Origin of the sequence: Pseudomonas sp. GL-RE-26 (genome assembly GCF_019956275.1) — a bacterium.
Taxonomy (GTDB): Bacteria; Pseudomonadota; Gammaproteobacteria; order Pseudomonadales; family Pseudomonadaceae; genus Aquipseudomonas; species Aquipseudomonas grandcourensis.
This window is the reverse complement of record NZ_JAHBDI010000066.1, coordinates 188629-205086: the sequence shown is the minus strand read 5'-3', so window position 1 is coordinate 205086 and position 16458 is coordinate 188629. Positions and strand designations below refer to the sequence as shown.

Annotated in this window: 19 protein-coding genes; 13 read left to right on the top strand and 6 right to left on the bottom strand. The window is 57.2% G+C overall.

Annotated features, from left to right (window positions below):
* The first annotated feature begins 152 nt into the window (after window positions 1–152).
* Window positions 153–1586 (top strand): DUF2252 domain-containing protein, encoded by a 1434-nt coding sequence (locus tag KGB07_RS26365; protein ID WP_223467036.1) that lies wholly within the window; start codon window positions 153–155, stop codon window positions 1584–1586.
* A 124-nt stretch (window positions 1587–1710) separates the two neighbouring features.
* Here KGB07_RS26365 and KGB07_RS26360 read toward each other — a convergent pair whose 3' ends face one another.
* Complete coding sequence (locus KGB07_RS26360; RefSeq protein ID WP_185754719.1) at window positions 1711–2502, bottom strand: cysteine hydrolase; 792 nt, start codon at window positions 2500–2502, stop codon at window positions 1711–1713.
* A 194-nt stretch (window positions 2503–2696) separates the two neighbouring features.
* Between KGB07_RS26360 and KGB07_RS26355 the strand changes: the two genes are divergently transcribed.
* The gene (locus tag KGB07_RS26355; protein ID WP_046037032.1) at window positions 2697–3110 is read left to right on the top strand and encodes a helix-turn-helix domain-containing protein; all 414 of its coding nucleotides are present in this window, start codon (window positions 2697–2699) and stop codon (window positions 3108–3110) included.
* Window positions 3111–3140: 30 nt separating this feature from the next.
* Here the strand turns inward: KGB07_RS26355 and KGB07_RS26350 are convergent, their stop codons facing one another.
* Entirely contained in the window at window positions 3141–3836 is a 696-nt protein-coding gene (locus KGB07_RS26350; RefSeq protein ID WP_317850342.1) for a tRNA (adenine(22)-N(1))-methyltransferase, read from the bottom strand.
* Window positions 3837–3947: 111 nt separating this feature from the next.
* The gene (locus KGB07_RS26345; protein ID WP_223467035.1) at window positions 3948–4904 is read right to left on the bottom strand and encodes a threonine dehydratase; all 957 of its coding nucleotides are present in this window, start codon (window positions 4902–4904) and stop codon (window positions 3948–3950) included.
* A gap of 96 nt (window positions 4905–5000) precedes the next feature.
* On the opposite strand from KGB07_RS26345, the gene KGB07_RS26340 reads away from it, so the two are divergent.
* Window positions 5001–5822 carry a helix-turn-helix transcriptional regulator gene (locus KGB07_RS26340; protein ID WP_046037035.1) on the top strand — a complete coding sequence of 274 codons (822 nt, stop codon included), beginning with the start codon at window positions 5001–5003 and terminating at the stop codon, window positions 5820–5822.
* A 165-nt stretch (window positions 5823–5987) separates the two neighbouring features.
* Window positions 5988–6659: a DUF4157 domain-containing protein gene (locus KGB07_RS26335; RefSeq protein WP_223467034.1), complete on the top strand. Its 672-nt coding sequence runs from the start codon at window positions 5988–5990 to the stop codon at window positions 6657–6659.
* Window positions 6660–6713: 54 nt separating this feature from the next.
* Here KGB07_RS26335 and KGB07_RS26330 read toward each other — a convergent pair whose 3' ends face one another.
* Complete coding sequence (locus tag KGB07_RS26330; protein WP_223467032.1) at window positions 6714–7670, bottom strand: AraC family transcriptional regulator; 957 nt, start codon at window positions 7668–7670, stop codon at window positions 6714–6716.
* Window positions 7671–7869: 199 nt separating this feature from the next.
* Here KGB07_RS26330 and KGB07_RS26325 point away from each other — a divergent pair, with 199 nt between their 5' ends.
* Window positions 7870–8823: a diiron oxygenase gene (locus KGB07_RS26325; protein WP_223467030.1), complete on the top strand. Its 954-nt coding sequence runs from the start codon at window positions 7870–7872 to the stop codon at window positions 8821–8823.
* A gap of 78 nt (window positions 8824–8901) precedes the next feature.
* A complete protein-coding gene (locus KGB07_RS26320; protein ID WP_223467028.1) occupies window positions 8902–9324 on the top strand; it encodes an MAPEG family protein in 423 nt (140 codons plus the stop codon).
* Window positions 9325–9335: 11 nt separating this feature from the next.
* Here the strand turns inward: KGB07_RS26320 and KGB07_RS26315 are convergent, their stop codons facing one another.
* Window positions 9336–9728: a GFA family protein gene (locus tag KGB07_RS26315; protein WP_223467026.1), complete on the bottom strand. Its 393-nt coding sequence runs from the start codon at window positions 9726–9728 to the stop codon at window positions 9336–9338.
* A gap of 34 nt (window positions 9729–9762) precedes the next feature.
* On the bottom strand, window positions 9763–10584 hold the full coding sequence (locus tag KGB07_RS26310) for a transporter (protein ID WP_223467025.1): 822 nt from the start codon (window positions 10582–10584) through the stop codon (window positions 9763–9765).
* A gap of 286 nt (window positions 10585–10870) precedes the next feature.
* Here KGB07_RS26310 and KGB07_RS26305 point away from each other — a divergent pair, with 286 nt between their 5' ends.
* From KGB07_RS26305 to KGB07_RS26275, 7 genes are all read left to right on the top strand, one after another.
* Entirely contained in the window at window positions 10871–11551 is a 681-nt protein-coding gene (locus KGB07_RS26305) for a DUF3313 domain-containing protein (protein ID WP_046037042.1), read from the top strand.
* A 114-nt stretch (window positions 11552–11665) separates the two neighbouring features.
* Complete coding sequence (locus KGB07_RS26300) at window positions 11666–12127, top strand: YMGG-like glycine zipper-containing protein (protein WP_080925220.1); 462 nt, start codon at window positions 11666–11668, stop codon at window positions 12125–12127.
* A gap of 684 nt (window positions 12128–12811) precedes the next feature.
* On the top strand, window positions 12812–13633 hold the full coding sequence (locus KGB07_RS26295; RefSeq protein ID WP_046037044.1) for a transcriptional regulator: 822 nt from the start codon (window positions 12812–12814) through the stop codon (window positions 13631–13633).
* A complete protein-coding gene (locus KGB07_RS26290) occupies window positions 13630–14112 on the top strand; it encodes a hypothetical protein (protein WP_046037045.1) in 483 nt (160 codons plus the stop codon). Before KGB07_RS26295 ends, KGB07_RS26290 begins: the two co-directional genes overlap by 4 nt.
* A 192-nt stretch (window positions 14113–14304) precedes the next feature.
* Window positions 14305–14595 (top strand): hypothetical protein, encoded by a 291-nt coding sequence (locus KGB07_RS26285; protein WP_046037418.1) that lies wholly within the window; start codon window positions 14305–14307, stop codon window positions 14593–14595.
* A 177-nt stretch (window positions 14596–14772) separates the two neighbouring features.
* On the top strand, window positions 14773–15105 hold the full coding sequence (locus KGB07_RS26280) for a hypothetical protein (RefSeq protein ID WP_046037046.1): 333 nt from the start codon (window positions 14773–14775) through the stop codon (window positions 15103–15105).
* Between the two features lie 127 nt (window positions 15106–15232).
* Window positions 15233–16246 carry a helix-turn-helix domain-containing protein gene (locus KGB07_RS26275; RefSeq protein ID WP_223467024.1) on the top strand — a complete coding sequence of 338 codons (1014 nt, stop codon included), beginning with the start codon at window positions 15233–15235 and terminating at the stop codon, window positions 16244–16246.
* Window positions 16247–16458: the final 212 nt, after the last annotated feature.

Below are 16458 nucleotides of genomic sequence, written 5' to 3'. Positions count from 1 at the left end.
TCATTCAGTACTGGCAATACAGCATCCAGAATCGGAGCTGCTACGCTTGAAAAACAGCTTCGACACTTTCCAGGATGCCAGTGCACGCGCGCCCTGGGGGCTGATGGAACAGTCGCATTACCAGATCCTGTGCCCGAGCGAGTCAGACTTCGTTGAGCAAAGGAGTGGACATGCCCCCCCGCAAAAGCAAATCTGCCGACGGCCTGGCCAAGCCATCGGACGACACCGGTGACGATTCGGTCTTTCTCTCGCGCAAGGAGCGTCTGTTCGCAGGCGAGCAACTACGCGAACGCCTGCCGCATTCGGTTCACGCCGAATGGAAACCACCCGGCAAGCGCCGCGACCCTATCGAACTGCTCGAAGAGTCCAACCGCTTTCGACTGCCCAACCTGGTGCCACTGCGCTACGGGCGTATGCTGCGCAGTCCATTCACCTTTTTACGCGGCTCCGCGGGGTTGATGGCGCATGACCTGGCCACGACCCCAACCACTGGCGTAAAGGTGCAAGCCTGCGGGGATTGCCACCTGATGAATTTCGGGTTGTTCGCGACACCTGAGCGCAACCTGATATTTGACATCAACGATTTCGACGAAACGCTCCCGGCCCCCTGGGAATGGGATGTCAAACGCCTGGCGATCAGTTTTACCGTGGCCGCGCGCGATAACCGACTCAACGATAAAGACGCACGGGACATTGCCGTCAAATGCGCTTGCGCTTACCGCGAGGGCCTGCGCAAATTTTCGAAAATGGGCCCGCTGGATATCTGGTATGACCGCCTGGATGCCCAAACGATCATCGATATGGCGCCCAATGCCGAGATCAAGAAAATTCGCGAGCAAGTGATCGCAAAGGCCAGGTTGCGTCTGGGTGATTACCTCTACCCCAAGATCAGCAGCGAAGTTGGCGGGCGGCGGCGACTGATCGATCAGCCGCCTTTGCTTTTTCATGTGTATGAAAAGGGCTTCAAGCAGCGAGTCCGTAGCGCATTGCATGATTATCGCTTGTCGCTGCCCCATGAACGACGCGTGCTCTTTGATCGTTACCGTCTCGAAGACATTGCCGTCAAAGCGGTCGGGATCGGGAGCGTGGGGACCTATTGTTTCGTCGGGCTGTTCTTTTCCGCGGAAAACCACCCCTTGCTCCTGCAATTCAAGGAGGCCTGTCCCTCGGTATTGGCACCCTATGCAGGCAACAGCGACTACGAAAACCAGGGGCAGCGCGTTGTCACGGGGCAGCGGCTGATGCAGTCCTCCAGCGACATCTTTCTGGGCTGGACACGCGGACAAAATGGCCGGCATTTCTTTGTACGCCAGCTGCGGGACATGAAAATGTCAGCGCCCATCGAAGGCGTTTCCGCCGCACGGATGAAGATGTACGCCGAGTGGTGTGGTCATACCCTCGCCCGTGCCCATGCCAAATCCGGGGATGCGGCGCTCATCAGTGGTTACTTGGGCAAGCTGGACTCTTTCGACCAGGCCATCGGCAAATTTTCCATCGCTTATGCCAATCAAAATGCGAAAGATCATGCTGCGTTGATAGCTGCAGAAAAATCAGGGCGGATCCATGCGCTCAGGGAAGAAGAGTAATGAGGCCGACCCAAGAGCCTATCCATGGCCCTGCGAGCAGCAGAGCCATGGATGGGCCGGATCAGCCGCGAATGAACTTCAGCAGATCCTGTGCGGGTACTCCCCTGTCTGGTCATGTCCAAGGTCAGCGCCCTTCCAGCTTTTTCACGACCTCATCGGTCGTCATCAGGCCGTTGGCGATGTAGCGGAAATTGACCAGCGCGCTCCCGTATCCATCGCCGTCAGGCAGCTTCGGGCCGGCGACGGCGTCACGTACGACAACCACCTCGAAACCGCGCTCCAGAAACTCGCGAAGGTGCGATTCGACGCACAGGTTGGAGGCCATGCCCGCCAGGATGATTTTGTCGACCCGCTGCTTGCGCAGCTGCAGCATCAGGTCGTTGCTTTGCGGGCCATACAACTTGTGCGGTGAGGCGACGAGGGTCTTGCCGTCTTCGATGAAGGGTTTGAACTCCTTCATGAAGTCGGCACCCGAATTGCGGAATCCATCGAGCGTCAGAGCGCCCTTGCGGTCGAACATACCCAGCTTGTGCTGAACGGTCTCCGCTGGCGCCTCAAACTTCCACTGATGATCTTGGGGATAGTAGTAGTGTGGCGAGATGGCGACGGTCGCTCCGGCCTGCTTGAACGCCGTGAAAAGCCGGGTCAGATTTGGCACCAGATTCTGCTCGGTAACGCTCTGGCCGAAGACCGACCAGCCCGCTCCCTCAGGGCTCATGAAGTCGATCTGCGGGTCGATCACGACCAGCGCAGTTCGACTGGAATCCCATTGAAAAGTGGAAGCTGGCAGCGCCGGTTTGGCTGGATCGGCGTAGGGGTTCTCGGCGGCGAAACCGATGCCGGGCGCCATCAGGATCGCCCCCAGCAAGGTGGCGCAGGAGATGAGTCTGGCAGGATGAATTCGGTTGAAGGTCATGTTGCACGTCCGCAATGTGGGGGTGGTGCAATTACGGTACGGCGAGAAGACGGCACGAAATGGACATATATCCCTGGATTTCGGCCGACAAGCCCAGGCACCTTGCATGAGGCGGTTGGGTTCAATGCCCCCCCGTGACCTTCCCGACAGCAAGCGCGTACCATGACCCCATTCAGACTGTGGATGTTCCGTGCATGCAGCGTCACATATGTTTCCTGGTCTATCCGGGCTTCGTATTGCTCGATCTGAGTGGCCCGCTCGAAGCCTTCTCCAACGCCAATCGCGCACGCCCTCCCGGCTATCGATTCACTGTCGCGTCCCTTGAGGGCGGATTGATCAGCGCTTCGAGTGGACTGCAAGTCGCGACCGAGGCCTTGCAGGTGGTCGACCAACTGGAGCGCCTGCGTATCGAGTCGGCGCGGCCACTGGTCGAGGACGGCCTGCAGACATTCGAAGAGATCGCCAGGTGCTTCGGATTCGGCGATGCCGACCACATGCTTCGCAGCTTCGTGCGAGTCGTGGGGCGCACGCCACAGGAACTGCGGCGCAGCGCCCGTCAGGCCAAAGGCAATGGTTCCGGGAAAAACGCCGATCCATCGCCCGCGTAATCGAAGACGTTTACAAGTCCCGGACCTGGCTCAAGCCAGCAACTCTGTGATCCACCGGGCCTGCCGCGCGATGTCCTGCACCGTTTCCTCGGGCACGGCCTGCTGCGCCCGGGCAACGTGGCTCAGGGTCTTCTGTTTCTGGCGTAACTTGCGCTGCCACTTGAGCAGGAACGCCGGAGTACGGGCCTGCATCTGCAACGGACCGAAGTACAGCTCTTGGGCGGTGTAGATCACCGGTCCGGAGTGCTCGGCGACGATGATTTCATAGTCGAAACGATTTTCTCGCAGCACTTCCTCGCAGAGGATGCGGTAACCATTGTCCATCAGCCACTGGCGCAGTGGCTGCTCGCCACCGTTGGGTTGCAGGATCAGGCGCTCCTGACCGCTCAGGTACGCCTTGCCGCTGTCGAGGATGTCGCGGATGGTTTCGCCGCCCATGCCGCAGAGGCTGACCGCCGTAATCCCGTCTTCCGGCTCGATTGCCGCCAGGCCATTGGCCAGGCGCACTGTAACTTGCAAATCCAGGCCGTTCTCGCGCACGGTGCGGTTGGCCGCGTGGAACGGCGTCAACGCCACTTCGCCGGCCACCGCCGCCGCGATGGCGCCACGGCGCATCAATGCCACCGGCAGGTAACCGTGATCCGAGCCGATATCGGCCAGGCGCGCACCGGCTGGCACATATGCCGCCACGCGCTCCAGGCGCATGGACAATGTCTGTTCGTTCAACTGCGGCCCCTATTCACCACGAACGTCCGGCGCCTTTGGCCGGATCGGGGCGTGATTCTGCGGAGCAATGCCGTGCATTTCAAATTTATGTGACAAGGGCCATGGCCCCTTTCACGCAATCACTCGTGCATACACCGATCTGTCGACGTTGCCACCGGACAGAATCACCCCCACCCTTCTTCCCGACATGGCTTCACGTTCCGAGATCAGCGCTGCCAGCGCTGACGCACCGGCTCCTTCGGCAAGGTTATGGGTATCGGTGTAATACACGCGCATGGCTTCGGCGATCTGGTCATCGCTGACCGATACGATCCGCGCCGCACCTGCCGCGTAGACGGCAAAGGCTTCGGGAATCGGCTTGCGCACGGCCAGGCCGTCGGCAAAGGTATTGGCCGAGGCGGTTTCGCGAATCGCGCCAGCGTCAAACGACAACTGTGCGGCCGCCGCCTCCGTGGAAACCACGCCAACCACCTCTGTTTCCAGTCCCAGCGCATCTCGGGCGGCGATCACCCCGCAAATCCCCGATCCACAACCAATCGGCACATAAACGGTGTCCAGGTCCGGCGCTGCGGTGAACAGCTCCAGCGCATAAGTGGCGACGCCTTTGACCAATTCGGTGTGAAACGGCGGAACCAGGAACAGGTCATGCGCTTGCGCCAGGCGGGCAGCCTCCTCACGGGCATCATCGAAATCGCGGCCATACTCGACCACTTCAGCACCAAAACCGCGCATGGCGTTGTTCTTTTCTACCGAGTTACCTTGCGGCACGACGATCAACGCCTGCAACCCCAGTGTGCGAGCCGCCAGTGCCAGGCTCTGCCCATGGTTGCCGCGGGTAGCGCTGACAATGCCCTTCGCGCCCGGGTGCTCGCGTTTGAGCCAGTGCATGAACGTGATACCGCCGCGCACTTTGAAAGCACCGGTAGGCGTGTGATTTTCGTGTTTGACCCACACCGTGCAACCCAACCGCTGAGCCAGCAAGGGCCAAGGGTACTGGGCGGTGGCGGGCATGACCTGGTAAACCTGGCGAGCGGCCTGTTCGATATCGTCGCGAGTCAGTCTGTGCATGAGGGGTCCCCCTGAGATTTTGCCCAGTTTGAACAACGGCGCCGTATACCGGCTTTCAAAAAACTGACCTGACTTTTGTCCCCTCTCTTCACTACTATGGTGTCCATGAGTCATCGAAATCGCCCGCCGCCGCCACTGCTGTCCGAACCGGTCCGTCGTATCGAGGCCGGCCCATGGGCGATCGAATTGCTCCCCGGTAGCGCCTACGCGACCCGCTATGTCGCGACCCAGGCGGGAATCGGCTTCGCCTTCGACAGCCAGCGAGGCCTGCACGCCATCGGCAGTGACCGAATACGCCCCTTCGATGCCGTACCCAACGGCCTGGCGTTCGTTCCCGCCGGGTGTGACGTGTTGTCCGAATCCCCCCAGGGCGGTGAATATCTGCGGGTGATACGCACCGACGGTATGGCGTTGGTCGGGGATCGTGCCTTCAACAATCGCATCGACCGGCAGGCCTCTGCCCTCGCGTGGCGAATGCGCGCCGCGCTGTTGCTGGCCTCTGTGGAGGACGATTGGGAAGCCTGGGCACTGGCGTTGTCCGAGCGGGCGACGGGTAGCGAAGCGGTGGCGACAGCACCCCATGGCGCGATAACCGGTAGCCGGATGCGCTTGCTCGATGAGTTCATAGATACAGGCCTCGATGGCCCGTTGAGCGTACCGGCGATGGCGGGCCTGCTCGAATTGTCCGAAGGATATTTCATGCGGGCCTTCAAAAACGCCACCGGCAAAAGCCCGCACAGTTACCTGATCGACCGACGCCTAGCCAAGGCCCGCGCCCTGATGCGCGATTCCACCGCCACCCTGACGGAGATCGCCTACGCCTGTGGTTTCAACTCCCAGGCGCACATGGCGACCACCTTCAAGCAACGCCTTGGAGTGAGTCCGGCGCAGTTGCGTCAGTCTTTGGGGTTACGTTAGCGCCAGGTTATCAGCCGGTTTTTACCGATTGGCGACTCAACCGTGCTGCTTTCGGCCAGGCAGGGCCTTACAGGCATTGAGGGAAACGCCCAAAAGAAACTGTGGAACCCAGGGAATCGAACAGTGTCGCAGCGGTCCAACACGCGGCAGGACAATGGGTGCAAGATGCCCAACGTATCGCCTGCCGACCGCCATTGCCCATGGGAGAACCCATTGTCAGCTGTATTTTTGCGTCAAGTTTTCCGGTTAGCGATCGTGCTCTTTTGCGCAGGCACCTCGTCCTCGGTTTTCGCCTGCCCGGCCGGGCAGTCCCAGGTCTGCATGGTCGCTTGTTTTTGTGCTCCAGGTTCCGAAGAGGAAGCGGGATCAATCTTCGACGACATGAACCAGATGGCGGCCTCTGGGTTGCAGAGCTGGATTGTGCAATCGCGCGACTCTGCGGCAACGGGCGATATCCGGCCAATTCCGCTGAATATTCGGGCCCAGCTCGAACCCTGGTACGACATTCAAGTGCTCGATTCGGCGCGCTACAAGGTCGGCGATGATGTGGAACTGAACGCCGCAAACACCATGCTGCAGAATCCCGATATCCGTGCGGTCACCCTTATCGACATCATCGTCTTTAGACGTGCCGAAGATGCACTGAACGATGTCGCGCTGTGGGCGCATGAATTGAAGCACGTGCAGCAGTATCAGCAATGGGGTAATCGCGAGTTTGCCACTCGCTATACCCGTGATTACGAAGCCGTCGAGGCGCCTGCCTACGAGATCCAAGCCCAGGTCTCCAAAACGCTGCGAGCCAGCCAGGCTCGGGCAGAATCGCCTCGGCTTCCTTGAGTTCAAAGGGTCAAGCCTGGCCAGGTAACCATGCAGAGCTGGCACCGGCCCCACTCATGCGGATTGTCTGCGCCAGGTGCCGGGGGATGTGCCGAACTGACGTTTGAATGCGCGACTGAACGCGGCTTCGGAATCGTAGCCAACGGCAAAGCCGATTTGCGCCACATTGCCGCGACCTTCGCGCAGCTGTTGAGCCGCCACGTGCATGCGCCACAGCGTCAGGTATTGCATCGGCGGCTGTCCGACCAATGCCGTGAAGCGCTCGGCGAACACCGAGCGCGACATGCCCACCTCGAGCGCCAGTGCTTCTGCGGTCCAGCCTTCGGTTGGGCGAGCATGCAGTAGCGCCAGGGCGCGCCCGATATGCGGATCGCGCAAACCCGCCAGCCACCCGCGCCGCTCAGCGGGAAGGCTGGCGACATACTGGCCGACAGCCTCGACGAATAGCAGTTCGGATAGTTTGGCGATGACCGTTGTCGAGCCAACGCGTCCCGCCGCGATTTCACTGACAGCAAAACGGAAGGAGCTTTCGATCCAGGTGCCTGAAGCCGTCGCCCGCAGGTCCAGCTTCAATAAGGAAGGCAGCGACGAAAGCAGCGGGCTGAAGGGAGTTTCCGAACCGAGGAACCCGCACAACAACTGCGTGGCCTCGCCGCCCCCGCCGTACTTGATCCTCGAAATGCCGCCGACTTCTGGCGGCTGGATGACTTCTCTGGCCGGCATGGGCGCAATGCCCAGGTCACTGCCAAAGGAATGAGCGTCGTTGCGAGGAAGCAGAACGAGTTCGCCAGCTCTTACCTCGATGGCGGCACCACCGTCGATTTGAATTTGCATGCACCCCGCGGCGACAAAGTGCGACGCAATGATGTGTCGAGGTGCCGCCAGGAACGGTTTGCAATCATCCGCCGAGATTCTGCCGTTGATGCACCAGGGCGCAGTGAGTTCCGCCTCGAGGAAGACCCCTCCAGACAACCGAATCACGCGCAAGACATCAGAAAGCGCATCCAACACTTGACCGCCCTCCTTTCCGGAGTCCGGAGCAGGTATTCAGGCGCACCGGTCATTCACCGCCTGAACTGCGACGCCTAGATTAGCACCAACGCGGACTCAGCGATCGAGATTGTCCCCAGAGGTTTCACCTGAGGTCATTGGCTCCGACGTCACCCGAAATTGCCCCATTCCAACTCAACCAGGGCAGCAGGAGATCCATATGAACAGCGTCGTTACCCTAGCCGGCTCAGCGTCAGGCACCACCGCCCGTTATGCGCAAATTGTCAGGTCTTCGAAAAAGTCCGAATGGCAGATCGATCGCGATCTGCTCCAGGACCGGAGCTTCGACTTCTCGCGCAAATTCCTCCCCGACGGTCTGTCGCAGGTCGACCGCCTGACCTTTCTCGATGGGGCCGAGGCGCGCCTGCTCGGCCAGATTCAGGGCCGGACCTATGCGTACATCTTTGGCCTGGTCGAGCGCTTCATCAGTGCCAAGATGATCGATCAGGGTCGGGCCCATGTATTTGACAATCAACTGGCGCTTGAAGCGCTGGTGCGTTTTTCCAACGACGAGATCAAGCATCAGGAACTGTTCCGGCGCATGGAGACGATGATGAGTTCGCATTTGCCAGCAGGATATCGTCAGGTTGCCGATCCAAACGAGGTGGCGCGCGCGGTACTGGCGGCCAGCACCTGGTCGGTGCTGGCGCTGACCTGTCATATCGAGCTGTTCGTTCAGGCGCACTACGTGCAAAGCATCGCCCCGCGCGAGGAGTTGTGCCCGCTGTTCAAGGATGTCTTCAAATTCCACTGGAAGGATGAAAGCCGCCACGTCGTACTCGATGAACTGGAGTGGCGGGACGAACACGCGAAACTCTCGCCCGCCGAGCGCGACCTGGCAGTGACTGATCTGATTGCGCTGGTGGCGGCCGTGGACGCAATCCTGCAGGCACAATCGGCAACCGATGCCGACTATTTCATCAGCAATGTTTCACGATCGTTCAGTGTCGATGAGACGGCGCAAATCAAAGCCTGCGTGCTGAGCGCCTACCGCTGGCAATACATTATCTCGGGCGTACGGCATCCACACTTCGGCCGACTGCTGACGCAGATGACAACGCCCGCACAGATGTCCCGGATTCAGACTGCACTGGCACCCATCATGAGCAATTGACCGACAGCGTGCGACCGACTGCGAGTCGGTCGCGCTGCGGGATGACGTGCTGATAATGATTGATTGAGGATGGCGGCCATGACGATACCGATGTGGATGCTGCTCGGGTTTGCGACCTGGACCTTGCTGCTGTTGATGGCAACCGTCGGGGTCTATCGCTGGGTCGGGATCCTGTTCTCCAGTGTTCCGATCGCCTCTTTCCGCAGCGATCGGCTCGAAGGCGAGGATTGGTATCGGCGCGGGACCAGGGCACACGCCAACTGTGTGGAAAACCTGCCTGTCTTTGGCGTCATCGTATTCGTGATTACAGCCCTTGATGTCAATGGCTCAGCAGTGAACTACTTGTCCACGCTCGTCCTGATCGCTCGCGTGTGCCAGTCACTGGTTCACGTATCCCATGAGCAAACCAATGCGTTCGTGGCGGTTCGGTTTACCTTCTTCAGCGTTCAACTGGTGTGTTTTCTTGCGCTCATTGTCATAGCCGCTTGTTATGGAATATGAGTATCTGCCCGCTAGTCCTCAAAACGCCCCGTACTGTCTCGATCGCGTTCGTAATGTCGAGTGAGCGCAAACGCCGGCAACCAAGCCTCGCGCCGTACAGTCCAGCTCTCGTAGGTTGGCGTCAACTGGTCAGGGGCATCCAGGGATCCCAGGTTCACTTCGATTTCGTCTGCGCTGCGCGAGAACACCGACGAACCGCACTGCGGACAGAAATGCCACCCGGCGTAGTCACGGGTTTCGCCCTCGATCGTCACAGCATCCTGATGAAATATCGCGGACGCGTGGAACAGCGCCCCATGATGCTTGCGGCAGTCGAGACAGTGACAAACGCCAACCCGGAACGGACGCCCCGACGCAACAAGGCGCACCTTGCCGCACAAACAACCGCCGGTGAATCGGTCCATGGGGTGTCTCCTCCAGGCCGTCCGAAACGGCGTATCAGCGTGGAAACAGGAGCGTCACGGCGGCGCGAAAGCCCCAGCCTTGCGGGCCGTCTTCCGGGCTGTCGAGCCAGTAGCGCGGGCCGGCCTGCACCGTCAATGGTTGACCGCCGATCTTCAACAGTTGGGTGACTGTGAGGTTGACCGGTACCGACCATTCGCGCGATTGCCAATTGTAGGTCGACTCGGTGTTCACCCCGTAGGTTGTGAGCGTATGGGTGGTGTACGAGAGGAAGGGTTGCAGGAAGGTCTGGTTGACCTTTTCCTTGTTGTCCGGCGGGCTGTCGTCCAGGCCCCAGATATGGTTGGCCAGAATGCCTCGGGTCCAGCCATTGGACTGCTTCAACGCCACCGCCGTCGGGCCGAGGCCCCATTGCTCGCTGCCGAGCAATTCATCACTGCCGGTCGGTATCAATAACGCCGGGCCACCACCGAGTATCCAGCCACTTTCCGTGGGCTTGGTTGGTGAAAAGAAAAAACTCTGGGTGATATCGCCGCTGCCGGATTTGTCCGCCGCGCCATTGGGGGCCAGGCCGTGCTGGTCGATGATCGGCAGAATGGTCCGGGAAATGAGGTTCCAGTCTTCGTTCAAGGCAAACGGCAGCACAGGCTGGATATTGGTGACGCTGTGCATGCCCTCCCCGGTCAGCCCCATCTTCTGGTCCCAGTTGTACTGCACCGGCAGGCTGTACATCGCGGCGACCGGGTTAAGGGCTTTCTTGGCCAACTCTGCCGAATCTTCGGCCTGAGCCATCGGGATGAAGCCCAACGCAACGACGAGTGTCGACGCGGTACACATCCATCCTTCTTTCAAATCCATCTCACTCACCTGTAGACGCCAAAACCGGCGTTGCAAAGGGTTAGCGTAGGCGACTGTGATCGATGTGCAATTTTTCCCGGCTCCGTGTTTAACAGTTTTTGAGAGTTATTGATTCGGATTATCCCGCCGCTACGGGCAGCATTCGGCCCGCATTGACCGGCGTGCAAGCACCTGCTTTGCGTAACCGACCGGCGAGTATCAGTGCCTGAATACAAGGCACCCGGACCAATGCCCGGGGCCAGGCCGGAACACGAATGACAACTTTTATCACTTGAGAACCAAACACATGGGCATGTCGAACAAATGGATTGCGGGTATTGCTTTGAGCTGTGTATTTCAGGTCGGCTGTGTCTCGAAAGTCGCGCAGCAAGAGCAATACTCGGGCTTCCTGGGCAATTACCAGGGCCTGGAGGAGCAAACTACGCCGAGTGAGCAGAAAGTATTGCGCTGGGTATCGCCCGGGTTCGATCCTCGTGCGTACTCCACTGTGGTGTTCAGGCAGATGGAACTGTACCCATCGCCGCAGCCGACCGCGCGCGTCAGCCTGAAGACCCTGCAAGACCTGCAATTGATGGCCAGCGACAGCGTCAAGCTCGCCTTTGCCCGCCGCTATACGATCGTCCCTTATCCGCAGCTGGCGCCGACCGATTCGCGGTCGCTGATCCTGCAAGCGGCGATCACTCACGTCAGCGCCAATAATGAAGGCATGCACTGGTATGAGGCTGTTCCGATCGGCGCCATTGTCGGGGCGACACAAGCAGCCACCGGACATCGGGACCAGACCGCCGAGATGTACATCGAAGCCAACCTGATCGACGCCAAAACCGGTATGCCGGTCGCGAAGATCGTGCGCAAGGTATTCGGCGAGACCGTCAAGAATGCCGAGCAGCCGATTGTTGCCAATGACTTCAAGGTTGCACTCAAAGGCATGACAGACGATATGCAGGCCCTCCTCCTCAAGCGTTGACGCTCAGGCAGACCCCATCGCAAGCAGACCGGCATGGGGTTTCAATGTGATACCCCGCCGCGTTTTCCCTCTGACAAACCGTTAGCCGTGCCAACGCCTGACGCGAGACTCATGATGAAAATACCGGCCCATACCCTGGCGATCCTGATGCTGTTGCTGAGCACCAGCGCCCTGGCGGCGACAGTGATTCCCCTCAAAGGTCAGACCTCCCAGACCATCCAGCAGGACACCAGTGCCTGCCAGTCCCAGGCCAACGCGCAACATCCGGTGCAAAGCACCGTGCCCTCCGGTGGCCGGGTCAAGGGCGCCGCAACCGCAGCGGTAGCCGGTGCGACGGCGGCAGAAGTTCGCGGTCGTCAACATGAAAACCTCTATGACCAGATCGACGACGATACCAAGCAAGACTATCGCCAGAACCGGGCACACAGTGCCGCAGTTGCCGGCGCCGTCGTGGGGGGCTCCAGGCAACGCCAGGAGCGCCGGCAGAATCTGAGTGAGAGCGAACAAAGCGTTACCGCCAACAACTCCGTCTACAGCAGCTGCCTGCAACAACGTGGCTACGATGTCTTGCCTTGATCGGCGACGACAATGGCGTGAAGCGTTTGTCTCCCTGTAGTCATGCTCTCTTCCTGGTTTCTGGCCGCCTGCGCCTTCTTAAAAAAAAACCCCGGGCCCTTTATGAAAGGACCCGGGGCAAAGCCGTAGAACGAGAGGTGAGGATCGTTTACGCCGCGACAAACAAACCAAGACCGCGATGTGCGTCAACGCTCCTCGAGATCCATTTAAATCGGTAACGTCCCTGGTTCAAAGCTAATAAGAATCAAAAATAATCCTTAACAAGCCACGCACACAAAAACACAATCATTTATTTGTATCCTGATAGTTCAGGCTGCAATTGAAGCCTGTCGAAACAGCCAAGTTAGTTCATTCAGGCGTGGCTGCGCGCAAACCCACCTGCCCCAGCTTGCAGTTTTCGGATAGCGCAGTTAATCCATTCCAAGCATTATTCGCGGTGTCCAAATCGAAAACCATGGGTCAACCAGCAATGCTTTTCCTTTGTATGATTGAACTGATACCTCTGACAGGCAGGGCTGTTTGCCGAACCGCACGCCTCTGAAACGAGACATTCCAGCATTGTAAATGCAACACACAGTGCTCCTTCCGCCTGGCCCTCATCTTCGTTCACTTCCCAGACCAGAATGTACCGAGCCAAATCCGGCCCCTATACTCAGGCCAGCACCGCCTGAACGGAAGATTTCTATGAGCTACACCTTCAAGTTGAAAAATGGCGCCGTGGCGGTATTCGACCCCGACAACGCCATGCTTTCCATTACAACACCCCATGGAGATGTACAGAATTCCACGCTAGGTAGAGCTGAGTCGCGTCTGTTGGACCTGCTGCTCATGGAGCCAGGTGTCACCAAAAGCCGCGATGAAATCATCGACTACACCTGGAATGACCGCGTGGTTGCCTCCGGCAGTTTGAACCAAACGGTTTTCTCACTACGCAATATTCTCAATGACAGTCGGGATCACGAGATCTTGATGACTGTTCCTCGACGAGGATATTGCTTCAACCGGCAGTGTGTCGTCGATGCACAAGCAGATGTACCAGCACCCGGAGCGGAAACAGCGCAGCCACCCGCGCCCATCACTGAGCAACTACCGCCACCGGGTGGTGATGAAATACTGGCACCTTCAGGTAAAATCAGTAAATCCACCCGCATTACAAAGGCCCAACTGATCGCTTATGTCGTTACGTTGGCAGTCGTTGCCTTTACTATTTTTCAATTCGACTTCGACGCGCCAAAAATTGAAATTTCCAGTATCGACAAGAATGGACTGGTCATACACGCCGTGGGCAGCGATCTTGCCGAGGCTCAAACGCTGATGGATCTGTCGGTCAAACAAACTGAACAGCTACCGCCAAACCTGAAGGGCCAGGTCTGGATCAACCTGTATAAAGCCAATTATTCCGTTTCGTGCATCCGCCAGGATCAAAGCACTGCAAATCTGCAATTGAACAGCAGTGAAAGAGACCTCGCCTTGATGATTCGTCAATGTTTGGAAGTCACCTTATGAAGTTTGAATTTCCGCAAGCCGTTCACTGGCCTCTTATAGGCTTGATCAATGCGATCTGCATTTTTTTTCTTGTCTACTCTCCTTCGCACTACATGGAAAATATCAGCTACCAGACAAAATCCCGACAATGGCTGGAGGATCTCAACCAACTCAACACCGAAGAGTACCTCACTATCGGGCATGGCCGGCTCACTGGAACCACGCTGGAAAGCCTGAATGGAAAAATCCGCAATGCGACCATCTCGGCCAATATAATCGGAGAAAGCAATACACACGTCGAGATCAAAGTCAGCAATATCAAACTCAGCCAGGACAATGAACTTTTTGCCATTGAAAAGACCCCCGACCTGTTCTTCAGGCGTCAATACGTCTTGCAGGAAGGCGCCATTCTAAACTACGAATTGATCCCGACCCAGGATAAAAGCGCCGTGTGTTTTTACATCCATGAACTTGGCCGCTTGCGCTGCATGAACCATTAATTGGCCTCCCGAACCGACTCGACACCCGCCTGGCACAGGTTCTCATCAAAGATTCTTCAAACAAAAATAATACTTATTGATTTGAATCAAACGTCTCTCCTGCCAAAAATCCCTCGCCGATAATCCTTGGAATCGAGCCTGCTTGACTCTCGCCCGGGACAATGCCCTATACAGGAGAATCAAGTGAAAACCATGCATTTCCTGCGTACCCGCAAATCGACGACTTTCGGATTCCTGGCGGTCTTTTTTCTGTCTGCCATGCCACTTTATTCGTTGGCACACGACGAGCGTTCCGTCGAAAGCACGACCATTGAATATTATGAAATTGAAACAAGCCCGGATGACAGCCAGAAACTGTCGCATCTGAAAATCCACAGTGATAATGAGTATCAAACGGACGAACAGAACAGTGATTCTGCTCTCCCTGCCCCGCCACAAAGTGATGCCGGCATGAGCTACGCCAACAGGCTCATACTACTCTGAGCAGCGTTGTATTCGCAGGGGCAAGCAGTGACTGACCTCTTCCGGCGACCTGGCAAATATGAGTTATTGACTTTGGCAGGCACCATCGAAGTGAGATTATTTGCAGCCCAAGTCGTGGCAGAGATGCAGCTGACATTCTGCTCTGCCTGAATCAACTGTTAATAAGGAATCGCCTCGATGCTACTGAAAAATTTCGTCACCGTATCGTTTGGTTTATTGCTTTCCCTCAAGGCCATGGCCGACGACAAGGGCGTCTACAGTGCCAAATTGACGAGTGTCGAAACCAACAAGAAGGCCCCAAGTACCGTGAAAACTGGCTATCAGGTAAAAACCGGTTATCGTATTGACGACTTTTACTCCTTTACCGTTGCAGCCATTGACCCGATGAAACCCCAATCGCAGATCTTCAGTTCGAAAATCGATCCGCGCAACGTTCAACACATGGACGACTCACCGTTGGACTGCAAGTACGCATTTTCGGCGGAGCTGGAACTGATCCGGGGACTCTGACAACCCGATCAAAGCCGATGGAAACGGGGTCGAACTTACCGACAGAAAGAACGCCCAATCGCGTATCTTCTCCATGACTGCCCGTCAGGCTTGACCCTAATCATTTAACAGATGAGCCTTAAAATTCATGAGTATCGCACCGCCCGACGAGATATTTCATTTGTCTTCTGCCTTGCCGAGCCAACTGAATAGAACAATAGGCAATTGGGAAATGAGCCTTATCCCGATTGAGCATGAGGCGCGCATTCGGCAACACAAACTCTTTCACAGCCCCGAACTGCAGTGCAGTCGCCTTGAGTTCGACTCATCCGTGACCCTGGTCAGTTCTGTTCCTGCCGGATTCGTGACATTCGCCATCTCCCAGGCCCCGATTGGTCGCCCCGTCGTAAACGATCACAAACTACGGCCTGACGAAGTCATCGTATTGCACAGCGATGAATCAGTGCATTACACCTGCGAACCGAATGAAACACTTTTCACCATCACCACGACACTGGGGCACTATGACCGATGCCGCCAAGATCACTCTGTCATAGATATCCTTGCAAACCGGACAAACCACAGCTATCAGGCTGAAAACTTTCAATTCATTCAATCGGCCATTCAAGCCATCAGTGCTTGCTGTGTCGATATCAACGACACGGCTTCAGCAGAACGCGATGAAGCACAATGCTCTGCGATTGGAAGTGCGGTGCTTGCTTCACTATTGCAATCGTTGACACCCGCAGGCGGTGTCAGGCGCAAAGTCCCGACAAGAAGAAAGGTGGCGATAGAAGCCATACAGTACATTCATGAAAACACAAAAAAAACGCTCACTATAAAGTCGCTCGTAAGGCAACTTGAAACCACCACACGCACTCTGCATTTTGGCTTCATTGAAACGTTCGGGATGTCGCCAATCGCATACATCAGAAACTTGAGACTCGCCAGTGCCCGTCGCGACCTGATCAATAAAACCTGGCCCACCGTGACAGAAACCGCGATGTTCTGGAACTTTCACCATCTTGGCCGGTTTTCCAAGGCGTATCAGATCGCTTACGGAGAGACGCCGTCGGAAACGGCCAGGCGCAACACCGCCAGGCCCAGGAACACGACCTCACCCGTTTACAATCAGGTCGCCGGGGTTAGAAATTATCGTTAACAGGCATTTATCAAATGCTCCGCAAATGATGATTAATGATTTTCCTTGATTAACCGCAGGTATCCAGAATTGCTTATTTGCCTATTCAAGGAGATAAGCATGCAACATCGAATAAACACGCTGCCACTCAAGCAGAAAATCGCACTGTGCATTACCGTCTATGCAGGTGGCATCTTATTGGCCTGGGTCATTGACTGGTACTGAAGTCGTTT